The sequence below is a fragment of the Meiothermus sp. Pnk-1 genome, assembly GCF_003226535.1.
GTDB lineage: Bacteria > Deinococcota > Deinococci > Deinococcales > Thermaceae > Allomeiothermus.
This window is the reverse complement of the sequence record NZ_QKOB01000003.1, coordinates 366,115-378,966: the sequence shown is the minus strand read 5'-3', so window position 1 is coordinate 378,966 and position 12,852 is coordinate 366,115. Positions and strand designations below refer to the sequence as shown.

Below are 12,852 nucleotides of genomic sequence, written 5' to 3'. Positions count from 1 at the left end.
GGCAACTCGGGAGGATTCGATGCGCCGCTTCTTGCGTGGTCTCGGACGCTTTATTGGAATATTGCTCGGCTTGCTGGTGGTGGCAGGGGTGGTGGGCTTTGTCTGGCTGCGCGGCGCCACCCTGCCCCAGCACGGCGGGCGCTTGGCTCTGGAGGGGCTCTCGGCCCCGGTAGAGGTGTTGCGCGAGCCGCGCGGGGTGGTGCACATCAAGGCCGAGAACCGACACGACCTGTTTTTTGCGCTGGGGGTAGTGCACGCCCAGGAACGCCTATGGCAGATGGAGTTTCAGCGGCGGGTGGGGGCCGGGCGGCTTTCCGAGGTGCTGGGGAAGGCTACTTTGGAGCAGGACAAGTTCCTGCGCACCTGGGGGTTTTACCGCGCCGCCGAGGAGGCCTACCGGGGAATCTCGCCCCAGGCCAGGGCCGTGGTGGATGCGTACGTGGCCGGGGTCAACGCCTACCTCGCCACCCACCCGCCCCTGCCCCTCGAGTTCCGCCTTTTGGGGTTTCGCCCCGAGCCCTGGAAGCCCGCCGACGTGATGGTCTGGGCCAAGATGATGGCCTACGACCTCTCAGGGAACTGGCGCAGCGAACTCCAGCGCTACGCCTGGGCCGCCCAGGGGATGAGCCCGGAACGTATGGCCCAGCTTCGTCCGCCCTACCCCGAGGATGCCCCTACCGTGTTGCAATCGGAAGACCTCAAGCAGCCCCCCCCGGCCCCGGGGGACGATAAGCCCGCGCGCGCCCTGCTCGCCCTAGCCCACTCCCTACCCGATAACCTGGTGCTGGCGGAGGATGACAAAGCCCGCGCCTCCAACAACTGGGTGATCTCCGGCTCGCGCACCACCACCGGCAAGCCCCTGCTGGCCAACGATCCGCACCTGGGGTTGGGGGTGCCCTCGATCTGGTTTTTGGTGGACCTCGAGGCTCCCGGCTACCGCGCGATAGGCTCGAGCTTCCCCGGGTTACCCGCGGTGGTGATCGGGCGCAACGACCGCATCGGCTGGGGTGTGACCACCGTCGGGGCCGACGTGCAAGACCTCTACATCCTGGACGAGGTCGGCGGGGGTTACCGCTACCGGGGGAGGGTCGAGCCCTTCCGGACCCGTACCGAGACCATCAAGGTCAAGGGCCAGCCCGAGGTGCGGATTGCCGTGCGGGAAAGCCGCTACGGTCCGGTGATTAGCGATGTGGTCAAGTCCGCCGGGAGCAAGCCTTTGGCCTTGCGCTGGACCGCCCTGGACCCCGAGGACAAAACCATCGAAGCCTTCCTGGGCCTTGCCGAAGCCAAGAACTGGGCGGAGTTCAAAGCGGCCCTCAGCCATTACAACGCCCCTAGCCAGAACTTTGTCTACGCTGACGTAGACGGTAACATCGGCTATATGGCTCCGGGCAAGTTTCCCATCCGCAGGCCAGGCCACTCCGGCCTCATGCCGGTTCCGGGCGACGGAGACTGGGACTGGCAGGGATATCTGCCCCAGGAGGAATGGCCCCAAGTGTATAACCCCAAAGAGGGGTTTATCGTCACCGCCAACAACAAGGTCACCGCCCCAGGGTATCCGCACACCATCAGCCTGGAGTGGGAGGAGCCTTACCGGGCCGAGCGGATCCGCCAGATGATCCTCGCCAAGGACAAGCTCTCTCCAGAGGACATGATCGCCATGCAGAAGGACGTAAAGAGCCTGCTCTTCGACGCTTTCAAGCCGGTCTTGGAAAGCCTCACCCCCTTGAGCGAGGCGGCGGGAGAGTGGAAGGCCAAGCTGCTAGCCTGGGATGGGGTGACCCGCCCTGAGCAGCAAGAGCCTTCGGTCTTCGAAGCCTGGTACACCGAACTCACCCGCTTGCCCAAGCGGGAAGTGGGGCAGGAGTTCTGGGAGGAGCCGCGCTATATCCTCTCGGCCTTGCGGGGTGAGGATCCCAACTGCGACCAGCCCGAGACCACCTTCGCCGAAAGCTGCGCCGACTTTGCGGCTTTGGCCCTCGAGCGGGCCCTAAAGCGCCTGGGGGAGCCGGTGCCGCGCTGGGGGGAGCTGCACCCGGCCACCTTCGAACACCCGGTGCTCACCAACGTGGCCCCGCTGCGGCGGTTTGTGGACCGGGCGGTTCCCCACGGCGGCGACCGCTACACCGTAAACCGGGGAGCCTACGACCCGGCCAACTTCCACATGACGGTGGGCTCGTCATACCGGCAGATCCTGGACTTCTCCGACCTCGAGCGCTCGCTGTACATCCACCCCATGGGCCAGTCGGGTTCGCCCCTCTCGGGCGATTTCGCTAACCTGCTTCCCCTGTGGCAGCACGGCGAGTATCTGGCCATGAAAACCCAAGGCTACCCAGTGCAAAGCCGCCAGCGGCTCGAGCCGCTGCGGTAGCGCTGCCCCGCCAGACCCCGTCTTGCTGCTGTGGTTTGCTCGGGGGGTGGGTATTCAACCGCTGCAATCTGTAGGAAAAACGTAAGCCTGTCGCGGGCGGGTAGGGGCGAGGGGCTCCACCCCTCGCTTCGCTCGGCGAAACTACGCCACGCCCCTACTTGACAGGGCCTCGCTGTAGCCCTAGTGTATTAGATAGCTAGTGCACTAGGTAGGAGGAATGTAGGGTGCGAGCCTTGGAAGTAAAAACCCAGACCAGCCCGCCGCCGGTGCTCCGGGTGAGGGGCCTGAGCAAGCGCTTCGGTAGCGTGAGTGCGGTAGAGCGGGTGGACCTCGAGGTCCACCGGGGCGAGATCTTCGGCTTCTTAGGCCCCAACGGGGCGGGGAAGACCACCACCTTGGGCATGATCCTGGGGTTAGTCCGGCCCACCGCCGGGGAGGTCGAGGTGCTGGGCCAGCGGGTGAGCTCTGGTCGGACCGCCGCGCTGCGCAAGGTGGGGGCCTTGCTGGGGGCTCCGGCCCTCTACCCACACCTTTCGGGGAGGGCCCACCTCGAGCTGCTGGCTCGGCTCCAGGGCGGGGTCCGTCCGGGCTGGATCGCCGAGGTGCTCGAGCAAGTCGGGCTGAGCAAAGCCGCCCGCCGCCTGGTTGGGACCTACTCTACCGGGATGAAACAGCGGCTGGGCATCGCCATGGCCCTCTTGGGCGAGCCCGAGCTGCTGATCCTCGACGAGCCCACCAGCGGCATGGACCCCACGGGCATGAAGGAGACCCGCGAGCTGATGAAGGGCCTGGCCGCCTCGGGCATCACCCTCATCTTCTCCTCGCACCTGCTGCACGAAGTCGAGGCGGTCTGCGACCGGATTGCGGTGATTCACAAAGGCCGCCTGGTGGCCCAGGGCGCGGTGCGGGAACTGTTGTCGAAGGGGGAGGGGGTGCGGGTCAAAGTGGACGCCCCCGAGGAGGCCGCCCTGGTCCTCTCTGGGCTGGCGAGGCGGCTCGAGGTGGTGGAGGATTACCTGGAAGTCTTTGGCCTAGAGGCCAAAGAAATCGTGCGACAGCTGGTCGCGGCGGGCTTCGTGCCGAGCGAGGTGGTGCCGTTGCGGAGCGACCTGGAGGAGCTTTTCCTCGAGCTGACCCGAGAAGGAGGGAGGCGATGAGCGGAATTTTCGCGGTGGAGGCCCGCAAGGCCTTCGGGCGGCGGGGGGCCTGGCTCCTCCTGCTGTTTGCGGCGGTGCTGGTGGGGCTGATGCAGGCTTCCGTGCTGCGCGAGCTTGACGGGCGGGGCCAGCCCCTGGTGCACCAGTCCCAGGTCCTCCTCCAGCTTAGCCTGTTGGCCGCGCAGAACCTGGGGATTTTTGCGGCGGCCATCCTGGGGGCCTGGACGGCCCAGGAGTACGGCTGGCGTACGCTGGCCCTGTTGTTCTCGAGGGGAACGGAGCGCTTAGATTGGCTGTTGGCCCGCTGGGTCTGCTCCTTGGGCTCGCTGGCGCTGGTGGTGGCGATGCCTCTGGCCTTGGGCCCGATCGTTTTTGGCCTCCACCACGGGGGCCTCCCGGCCCAGCTTCAGGGAAACCGCCTAAGGCTGCTCGAGGACTTTTTCCAGCTCTTCCTCACCGCGCTGCCCTACCTCAGCCTGGCCCTCTTCGTGGCGGTAGCGGCCCGCTCGGTGGCGGCGACTTTGGGTGGGGTGCTGGGCTTCGCGCTGGTGCTGGAGGCATCTATCAACCAGCTCTGGCCCCACATCGGCCAGTACCTCCCTGCCGCACTGGGCAAAGCCTGGTTGGCAAACCCGGGCCTCAACGCCGAACTGGGCGGGGTGCTGCTGTATACGCTGGGCTTTTTGGCCCTGGCCGGGATGGTCCTAAAGCGCCAGGATCTAGGAGGGTGAGGGGGTGAGCGATGTGTGGGATATCGATGCCGAGGCCGGGCCTATCTACGCCCAGATCGTACGGGGGGTGGAACGCATGCTAGCCAGCGGAAAGATGAAACCAGGGGACAAGCTTCCCTCGGCGCGTGAACTGGCCGCCGAACTCAAGGTCAATCCCAATACGGTTATTCACGCCTTCAGCCAGCTCGAGATCGCCGGGGTCACCGAGACCCGGCGGGGCTTGGGTACCTTTATCCGCAAGGACGTCAAGGTCGAGGGGATGCGGCTGCGCCTTTTGCGCGAGGCAGCGGAGCGGTTTTTACATGAGGTGCGGGCCATCGGCCTCTCGGCGGAAGACGCCAAGAGGGCCCTCTCGGAGGTGAGCGATGGCGAGTGAGGTGTTGGCTAGGTTCGAGGGGGTCACCAAGCGCTATGGGGGCCGTGAAGGGCTGCACGGGCTTTCCCTCGAGCTCCCTCAGGGCCAGGCGGTGGGGCTATTGGGTCTGAACGGGGCGGGGAAGACCACTGCCCTGAAGCTTTTGGCCGGGCTCTTGGTCCCGACCGCCGGACGGGTGGAGGTACTCGGCCAGCGGCCTCGCCAGGCCCGGGCCCATATCGCCTTCCTCTCCGAGTCCGACGGGCTGTATCCCTGGCTCACCCCCGCCGACGGGGAGCGGATGATGCGAGGGCTCTACCCGGATTTTCGCCCGGGGCGCTACAGGGAGCTGCTGGCTTTTTTGGAGGTTCCTGCGAGGCCGATCAAGGCCCTCTCCAAGGGGCAGCAGGGGCGGCTGCGGCTGGCCTTGGCCCTAGCCCGGGAGGCCAAGCTTTACCTACTGGATGAACCCTTGGCCGGAATAGACCTCATCTCCCGCGACCGCATCCTGCGGGCTTTGGTGCAGGAGTGGCGGGAGGAGGCCACGGTAGTCCTCTCCACCCACGAGGTCGCCGAGGCCGAGGGGATGTTCGACCGGGCGGTGTTCCTCAAGGAAGGAAAACTGGTCCTCGACGCCCAGGCCGAAGACCTGCGCGCGCAGGGCAAGAGCGTGGTGGAGGCATTCAAGGAGGTGTTGGCATGAAGGCTCGGGTGAATCCGCTGCCCACCCTGCTCTGGCTCGAGCTGCGCAAGCAACTCGGCTGGCTGATGCTGCTGGGGGGCATCCTGCTGCTTTCGCTGGTGGTGGCGCTCCGGGTGCGTCAGGAGGCGATGGGGCAGCCCCTCGATAGCGTGGGCGGGCTGTTCGCCGGACAGTTCGCGGTGTTTATCACGGCGGCTTTCGCGGGCTTCTTGTTGCTTTTGGCTGCCTTGGGACGGGCTGGCCGGGTCGAGAGCTGGCTGCTGTTGAGCGTCCCGCCGGGCCTCATCCACCAGCTGGCCCGTTTCCTCTTCGCGGGGGCGGTGTTGCTGGTCTTTGCCGAGGCGCTGGCCGGGTTGTTCTGGTGGGGTACGCGGGGGTTTGGGCTCGAGCTCAGCTTGCCGGGGGTGCTGGGGTTGGCCCTCTACGGGGTGATCCTTGGCCTGCCCCTGCTGGCCCTGGCCCTGTTGGGGCAAACCCTCACCTGGGCCTATGGGCTCTCGCGGCTGGGTTGGCTGTCAGGGGCCGCCCTCGTTTTGGGGATCGTTGCCCTTCTGGGCTGGTTTTTCGAGCTTTCGGCCCGCACCGCATATGCGTTCTTGCCGGTGTGGCCCTTCCCGGCGGTGCGTTTCCAGGGGGTGGACTTGCTCGCCGAGGCGCCGGTGGCGGGGCTTCCCGGCGAACCTTTGCTGTATGCGCTGCTGCTCACGGCCCTGGGGATCGTGCTGGCCGGGCGGATCTGGGACGAGGTGGAAGCATGAGCATCTGGACGATTGTATGGTGGGCTTTGCTGGCCGCGGCCGCCGTGGCGTTGTGGCGTGGCACCCAGAGCAAGACCGCCAGGGCCGTGACGGTGGGGGCCTTGCTGCTGGTGGCCTTTCCTGACCCCCTGGGTAACCGCTCGGCCTTCTGGGAGAGCCTGGGGGAGAATCCAGGGGAGGGAACGTGGAATGGCGTGCGGGTGGAGAGCCGCCGTTCGTTCTGCATCTCCTGCGCTGGCGGGGTGCAAGATGGGCGCTGGCGGCTTACCGCTCGGTTTTTGAGCGGGAGTTACACGCTGAGCGTAGAGCGGCCCCAACCTTACGCCCTTGCCTTCCGGTCGGGCCGGGTGCTGCGGGATGGCCAGGCGCTCACGCCGGGGTGTACGAGCGGGACGCTCGAGGATGCGGCCGTCTTCGACTTCACGCGGGCCGAGCGGGTGAACTTCCGGGTGGGAGCGGGGGCAAGCTGCCACTGAGGCGCTAGCCCGGCGGCCCCAGGGGTCTGCTGCCGTACGACGTATGAGAAATCCTCTCGATGGGTTGTGCTGCGAAGCGCCTTCCAGGGGAGCACGTACTCTCCACCTTTCCTTGGGGGAGCGCTACGGTCGGCGCAACAAACACCTCGGGTAGGGTGGCCTTAGTTCGACGCTAAGGTTGCTGACGGGTGGACTGGGATTAGAGCGCTTTTGACGAGTTGAAGGAGGAATGGATGGGAGACTTACTGATCGCACCTCGAGCCTTCTTTGAGCGCCTGAAAGATAGCCAACCGGCTTTGTTCGCTCCTTTGCTGGTCGCGGTGCTGGCGAGCGTGCTGACCAACTTAGCTGGCGTGTTGGCCAACCGATTGCTCCCTAGCCCCGGCTTCGGCTCCCCGCTCGTGTTCGCGATACTTGGCGGGATTGTCTTTGGCGTGGTGACGTGGGGGGTATACGGGCTGATCCTGCGGGTACTGGCGGGGGCGGAGTCCAGGGCCTGGGAGGTGGCCGGCTGGGCCAGCCTGCCGGGGGTGGTGGTGGGGCTGATGTTGCTGCCGGTTGCGGCGCTGTTCCCCATCACCGGCAACCTGGGAGCCCCCCCTAGCCTGGGCGAAGCCGAAGCCCTGCAGGAATGGGCCAAGCAGTACGCGGCGCTGGTGCGGGGAGCTCCTTTTACCTGGATCGCCCAGGGGGTAAGCGTGATCGGAGGCATTTGGGGTATAGGGTTGATCTACGCGGCCCTGCGGGTGCTGGCGCCCCAAAGGACCCTCGTCGGAACCCTGGGCGCTGCGGGGATTTCTCTGGGAGCCCTGCTTTGGAGGTTGAGTTGGTGAGGCGGTTGCTGGCCGCGGGGGTCCTGCTGGTCCCTGCCCTGGCCTTCTCCCCCCAGGAAGCCCTGGGTTACCGAAGCCCTGAGCTGGCTCCGGCGCAGGAACGGGTGGAGGCGGCCCAAGCCCGGCTCGAGGCCTTGCGGCTGGGGCTTTCCGGCAGCGTGAACGCAGGTCGCCAGCTCTGGAGCGCGGGCGAGTGGAGCTATGGCCTCACCCTTACCTACCAGGTGGCGGGCTCTCAGGGTGTGCAGGCCTTGAGGGAGCTCGAGGCGGCGCGCACCCAGCTTCAGGGGATCCGGCGCAGCGGCATCCAGCGGGCCTTGCTAGCCCACGCCCGGCTGTGGGAGGCCGAGGCCACCGCGAAAGCCACTGCCTTGCGCGCGGAAGCCGCTCGGCAACGCCTGGCCGAGATCGAGCGAAAAGCAGCTCTGGGGGCGGTGAGCAGCGCCGACCGGGAAGAGGCTCGCCTTGCCCACTCCGAGCTGGCGGTCGCGGTTCGCCAAGCCCAGAACGGCCTGCAGGGCGCCCAGGCTGAGGTGTCGGCTTTGGGCTTCGGAGGAAATGCAGCTGCCGTGGTGCTTGGTTTTACCCTCCCCGAAACCGCCCCGCAGAGCACCCCTGGCTACCGCGACGCGGCGCTGGCTTTGCAGCTGGCCGAGGCCCGAGTTGCCGAGGCCAGGCGGGCCCTTTCCCCCCAGGTGAGCCTGCGCGGGCAATTCTTGGGCCAGGAGGCCACCGTAGGGTTGGGGCTCACCGCCCAGGGGCTCGGTTGGCCCGGGGCAAATCTCCAGGTGACAGCCCCTACTGAGCTGCCCGGCCTTCCGCCCGGCACTCCCATCCCCGGCCTCGGCGAGTGGAGGTTCACCCTGAGCGCGGTGATCGCCCTAGACCCATCTCGCACCGCCGACCTGCGGGGCCTCGAGGCCGAACGCACCGCTGCGGCGGTACGGCTCAGCGCCTTGGAAAATGACCTCGCTCGGCAACTGACGCAGGCTCGGCAGAATACGCGCACCGCCCAGGAGACGTTGGGGCTTGCAGAGCAACGTCTGGCCCTGGCCCGGCGCAAGCGCGCCCTGGCCGAAACCCGAGCCCAAAACGGGGCGGCCAGCCCTTTGGAGGTACTCGAGGCCCAAGCCCAGGAGGCCGACGCCGAGGGGCGCTTGGCCGCCGCCTGGCGGGCGTATATCGAAGCGGTAGGAGGGTACTTGGATCTGGCCGGAGCCGATTGGGAGGTTACTCCATGAGAGAAGCGATGTTCGTGAGCCGAACTAGAACACCCCGCCTTGTGCTAGGTTTTTTGCTCCTTGGGCTGGCCTTCTCTAGCGCCAGCCTGGCCCAGCCGCTTCCTGAGGTGATCCCAACCTTAGCGGCTCGAGACGCCAAGCTGCTCGAGGCCCAGCGGGGCCTCAGCGCTGCCCAGGACGAACTGCGCAAACAGCAGGCCGACCCCGACGCCCCGCCGCTGGCGGTGACCCGCGCTCAGGAGAACCTGGCGCTGGCCCGGGCTCGGCTCGCTGCTGCACAAGCCGGGGCCGAAAACGCCGTGATCGAGAATTACACCGCTGCGCTCGAGGCCCAGGCGGCCCTCGAGCTTGCGCAAAAACGCCTGGAGCAGGCCAACCTGCGGCTCGAAGCGGCCCGCCTGCGCCGCCAAGCCGGGGCCATCTCCCAGGCTGACCTCACCGCGGCAGAGGCCGCGCAAAGCCGCGCCGCCTCGGAGGTGGCCCGCGCCCGCAACGCCCTGGCCCTGGCCCAGGCCCGCCTCCCTGGGGTGGAGCTGCGGTCGCTTCCCGAGGCCCCCGCGTTGCCGCAAGGGCTGGGCTGGGAGGGAAGTGCGGCCCGGTTGCACGCCCAGAACGCAGTGCGGGAGGCTGAACGCGCGGTCGCGCTGGCCTCGGGCCCGGACACCCCACCTTTGGAGCTAGCGGCCAGAGAGCGCAGCTTGGAGGCAGCTCGGACGGCGCTAGCCGACCTCGAGCGCACCCTGCGCCAGGCCTTCGATGCCGCGCAGGACCGCTATATGGCAGCCCAGCGGGCGTATGGCTTAGCCCAGCGCGACCTGACCCAAGCGCAACAGGCGTTGGCGGCGGCCCGTACCCGGCTGCAGGCGGGGGTTATCTCCCGGCTGGACTTTTTGCAAAGCGAGATCAACCTGCTCGAGGCCCAATCGGCCTATGCCTCCGCCGCCGGCGAGCTATGGAAGGCTAGGCAAGGGGTGGTTGTGGCCTCGTTGGGAGGAGGCAACTGATGCGGCGCTGGGCATTGCCCCTGATCATCCTGCTCTCGCTCGGCCTGACCCTGTTTGGGCTGCTGCGCCCGCGCCCCGACCCGGGTACCCCGGTGACGGTGAGGGAAGTCACCCAAGGCCGCTTCGCCCGAGAAGTCTCGGGGAGCGCCCTGGTAGAAGCCGAGACCTATACCCTGAACTTCAGCCGGAGCGGGCGGGTAGCCCGAGTGGGGGTACGGGAAGGAGAGGCGGTTCAGGCCGGCCAGGTCCTTGCCGAGCTCGAGATCTCGCGCGAACGCGGGGACCTCGCCGCCGCCCAGGCTCAGCTCTTCGCCCTGCAAGCCCGGCTACAGGCCAGCCGAGCCGAGGCGGAGGCCACCCGGGAAAACCTTCGGCGTCAGCTGGAGGGGGCCCGGGAGCAGCTCGCCCTCACCCGGCGACTCTTCGCTGCCGGGGCGGCCTCGCGGATCGAGGTGGACAACCAAAGCCGCCAGGTAGCCCAGCTCGAGGGCCAACTGGAGAGCGCCCTCGCTCAGGCCAAGGCCGCCCAGCGCGATCTGCAAGCTCAGCTCGAGGCCCAGCAAGCCCAGATCCAATCCCTCCAGCGCGCCATCGCCGAGGCCCAGCTGCGCGCTCCGGTGGCCGGGATCGTCACCGAGGTGGGAATCAAGGCGGGAGAGTCCAGCCAATCCCTCTCGGGGGCCTCAGCCAGCGCCCCCGCGGGTGGGATTCGCATCGTCCGGGATGGTTCGATGCGGGTGCGGGTGCGGCTACCCGAGGCGCAAGCCCTCGAGGTCAGGCCGGGGATGCCCGCCCGCGTGGAGCTCGACGCCCTGCCCGGCCAGCCCCTCGTGGCCAAGGTTGAGCGCCTCTCCAGCGTCGCCGAGGTGCAGGGGCAGGGGGGCAGCGCGGTGCTGCCGGTGTTTCTGCGCTTTACTGAGGGGGCGCAGGCGGTCAAGCCGGGCTTCACCGGTACGGCTCGGGTCATCGTGCTCAGCCTGCCCCAGGCCACCTTGATCCCTCTTGAGACGCTGGTAGAAGAGGGAGACCGGAGCTTCGTCTGGCTGGTGGATCCCAAGACCCAGACGGTGCAGCGACGGCCCGTCACGGTGCGCGCGCGCAACCTCACCCAGGCTGCGGTGGAGGGGGTCTCGCCGGGCGCGCTGGTGGTGAGCCTCCCGCCGCAAACCCTCAAGGACGGAGCGCGGGTGCGGTATAACCCTCCGGCCTCGAGGGCTCAAGGATCGTGAGGTACAGCTCATGCCTGCGGTCGTAGAGATGCGGGGCATCACCAAGGTCTACCGCTCGGGCGGAGGGGCCCGGGCCGTCGAGGTACAGGCCCTACGGGGGGTGGACCTCTCCATCGAGCAGGGCGAGTATGTAGCCATCATGGGGCCTTCTGGTTCGGGGAAGTCTACCCTGATGCACCTGATCGGCCTCCTGGACTCGCCCACTTCCGGCAGCTATAAGCTCAGCGGAGTTGAGACCTCCGGCTTAAGCGAAGTGGAGCTGGCCAAGGTGCGTAACCAGCGCATCGGATTCGTGTTCCAGGCGTTTTTCCTGCTGCCCAAGCTGACCGCTTTGCACAACGTAGCCCTACCCCTGGTGTACCGGGGGGTGGGGCTGGCTGAGCGGTTGCAGCGGGCCCGAGCGGCGCTCGAGGCGGTGGGCTTAGGGGCCCGCCTCGACCACCGCCCCGCAGAGCTTTCCGGGGGGCAGAAGCAGCGGGTAGCGATTGCCCGGGCGCTGGTCCAGGAGCCGGATATCCTGCTGGCCGACGAGCCCACCGGCAACCTCGACTCAAAGTCTTCGGAGGAGATTCTGGCCCTCTTCGACACCCTTCACCAGGAGGGCAAAACCGTCATCATGGTCACCCACGAGCCGGATGTGGGGGCTCGGGCCCAGCGCATCATCCGCTTGCGCGATGGCTTGATCGTGGGAGCAACAGGGGAGGTGGCATGAACCCCCTGGAGAACTTTCGCATGGCCTTCGAGGCGCTCTCGGGAAACCGGCTGCGGAGCTTTTTAGCCCTATTGGGTATTGTGATCGGAGTGTTCGCGGTTACCACCATGGTGAGCCTGGGCCAGATGGCCTCCGCCGGGATCACCCGCGACATCGAGGGGCTGGCCGGACGCAGCATCTTCATCCAGCCAAACTTCAATAGCGGGGTCGGCTTCGGCAGCGTCACCCTCCGCGACGAGGACCTCCAGAGCCTGCAAGCCCTTCCAGCAAAGGTCATCCCTCAGCTTTTCGGAAGCGTTCAGTACGAGCCTAAACCGGGGGATCGGCGCTCGCTGCAGCTCCAGGGCACGCCCGGCGATCTCCCCAGCCTCGACCCTACCACCAAGATCGCCCGGGGACGCTATTTCAGCGCCTCTGAGGCCAAAGGCGGCTTGCCCTTGGCCGTGCTTTCGGACCGAGCAGCTAAGGATTTGTTCCCTGGCCGCGACCCCATCGGGCAGACCGTACGGCTCTTCTTTTCCGATGGCCGCCGGGCCGACCTCACCGTGGTGGGGGTGCTCGAGCCCCCGGCGGGGATCTTTGGGGGGTTGGGATCCGTCTCCGTGGTGTACGCTCCCATTGCCTACCTTTGGTCTAGCGGCAACTTCCGCCGGGGCAACTACGACGCCGTGCTGCTGGCGCTGGATAAGGAAGCCGACGCCGCGCAAGTGCAAAGCCAGGTGCGCCGTATCCTCGAGGCCCGCTACGGCAAGGGCAAGTTCTCCGTCGAATCCACCGAAAGCTTCCAAAACACCCTGCGCAACATCACCCTGATCCTGCAGGCCCTGTTGGGGGCCATCGCCGGTCTGTCGCTCCTGGTGGGGGGGATCGGGATCATGAACATCATGTTGGTCTCGGTAACCGAGCGCACCCGCGAGATCGGGTTGCGCAAAGCGCTGGGGGCGACCGCTGCGCTCATCCGGCAGCAGTTCCTGATCGAGGCGGTGGTGCTCACCTTGCTGGGGGGGATATTGGGGGTGCTGCTGGCGGTGGGCTTGTTGGCCTTGATCTCGGCCTTGGTGCCCTTTTTCGGGGTGTTCGTCCTGAGCCCCCTGACGGTGCTCCTGGCCCTCACGGTGAGCGCATTGGTAGGGCTTTTCTTCGGGGTGTGGCCCGCCGCCCGGGCGGCAGCTTTGGACCCCATCGAGGCGCTGCGGTTCGAATAGCGCCTGGGTACCCGTCTGAGCAATCCTCTCGATGGGTTGTGCTGCGAAGCGCCTTCCAGGGGGGCACGCACTTTTCG

At 67.2% G+C, this 12,852-nt stretch carries 13 protein-coding genes; all 13 read left to right on the top strand.

Annotated elements, in window-relative coordinates; all coding sequences use genetic code 11:
* The first annotated feature begins 19 nt into the window (after positions 1 to 19).
* The 13 genes from DNA98_RS06605 to DNA98_RS06545 all read left to right on the top strand — a co-directional run bounded on the left by DNA98_RS06605 (position 20) and on the right by DNA98_RS06545 (position 12,775).
* A complete protein-coding gene (locus DNA98_RS06605; RefSeq protein WP_110527950.1) occupies positions 20 to 2,371 on the top strand; it encodes a penicillin acylase family protein in 2,352 nt (783 codons plus the stop codon).
* 224 nt (positions 2,372 to 2,595) lie between these two features.
* Positions 2,596 to 3,528: an ABC transporter ATP-binding protein gene (locus tag DNA98_RS06600; RefSeq protein ID WP_199489361.1), complete on the top strand. Its 933-nt coding sequence runs from the start codon at positions 2,596 to 2,598 to the stop codon at positions 3,526 to 3,528.
* The gene (locus DNA98_RS06595) at positions 3,525 to 4,259 is read left to right on the top strand and encodes a hypothetical protein (RefSeq protein WP_110527947.1); all 735 of its coding nucleotides are present in this window, start codon (positions 3,525 to 3,527) and stop codon (positions 4,257 to 4,259) included. The genes DNA98_RS06600 and DNA98_RS06595 overlap by 4 nt, the downstream gene beginning before the upstream one ends.
* A gap of 4 nt (positions 4,260 to 4,263) precedes the next feature.
* Positions 4,264 to 4,635: a GntR family transcriptional regulator gene (locus DNA98_RS06590; RefSeq protein WP_233493116.1), complete on the top strand. Its 372-nt coding sequence runs from the start codon at positions 4,264 to 4,266 to the stop codon at positions 4,633 to 4,635.
* A complete protein-coding gene (locus DNA98_RS06585; RefSeq protein ID WP_174720015.1) occupies positions 4,625 to 5,317 on the top strand; it encodes an ABC transporter ATP-binding protein in 693 nt (230 codons plus the stop codon). Before DNA98_RS06590 ends, DNA98_RS06585 begins: the two co-directional genes overlap by 11 nt.
* Positions 5,314 to 6,075 carry a hypothetical protein gene (locus DNA98_RS06580; protein WP_110527944.1) on the top strand — a complete coding sequence of 254 codons (762 nt, stop codon included), beginning with the start codon at positions 5,314 to 5,316 and terminating at the stop codon, positions 6,073 to 6,075. The genes DNA98_RS06585 and DNA98_RS06580 overlap by 4 nt, the downstream gene beginning before the upstream one ends.
* Positions 6,072 to 6,551, top strand: coding sequence for a hypothetical protein (locus DNA98_RS06575; protein ID WP_110527941.1), 480 nt, complete (start codon positions 6,072 to 6,074; stop codon positions 6,549 to 6,551). Before DNA98_RS06580 ends, DNA98_RS06575 begins: the two co-directional genes overlap by 4 nt.
* A gap of 233 nt (positions 6,552 to 6,784) precedes the next feature.
* Positions 6,785 to 7,384, top strand: coding sequence for a YIP1 family protein (locus DNA98_RS06570; protein WP_110527938.1), 600 nt, complete (start codon positions 6,785 to 6,787; stop codon positions 7,382 to 7,384).
* Positions 7,381 to 8,625, top strand: a complete 1,245-nt coding sequence (locus DNA98_RS06565) for a TolC family protein (RefSeq protein ID WP_158531614.1) — start codon at positions 7,381 to 7,383, stop codon at positions 8,623 to 8,625. Before DNA98_RS06570 ends, DNA98_RS06565 begins: the two co-directional genes overlap by 4 nt.
* Positions 8,626 to 8,666: 41 nt before the next feature.
* Positions 8,667 to 9,629: a TolC family protein gene (locus DNA98_RS06560; RefSeq protein ID WP_110527932.1), complete on the top strand. Its 963-nt coding sequence runs from the start codon at positions 8,667 to 8,669 to the stop codon at positions 9,627 to 9,629.
* Positions 9,629 to 10,858, top strand: a complete 1,230-nt coding sequence (locus DNA98_RS06555) for an efflux RND transporter periplasmic adaptor subunit (RefSeq protein ID WP_110527929.1) — start codon at positions 9,629 to 9,631, stop codon at positions 10,856 to 10,858. Before DNA98_RS06560 ends, DNA98_RS06555 begins: the two co-directional genes overlap by 1 nt.
* A 10-nt stretch (positions 10,859 to 10,868) precedes the next feature.
* Positions 10,869 to 11,570, top strand: a complete 702-nt coding sequence (locus DNA98_RS06550; RefSeq protein ID WP_110527926.1) for an ABC transporter ATP-binding protein — start codon at positions 10,869 to 10,871, stop codon at positions 11,568 to 11,570.
* The gene (locus DNA98_RS06545) at positions 11,567 to 12,775 is read left to right on the top strand and encodes an ABC transporter permease (protein ID WP_110527923.1); all 1,209 of its coding nucleotides are present in this window, start codon (positions 11,567 to 11,569) and stop codon (positions 12,773 to 12,775) included. The genes DNA98_RS06550 and DNA98_RS06545 overlap by 4 nt, the downstream gene beginning before the upstream one ends.
* Positions 12,776 to 12,852: the final 77 nt, after the last annotated feature.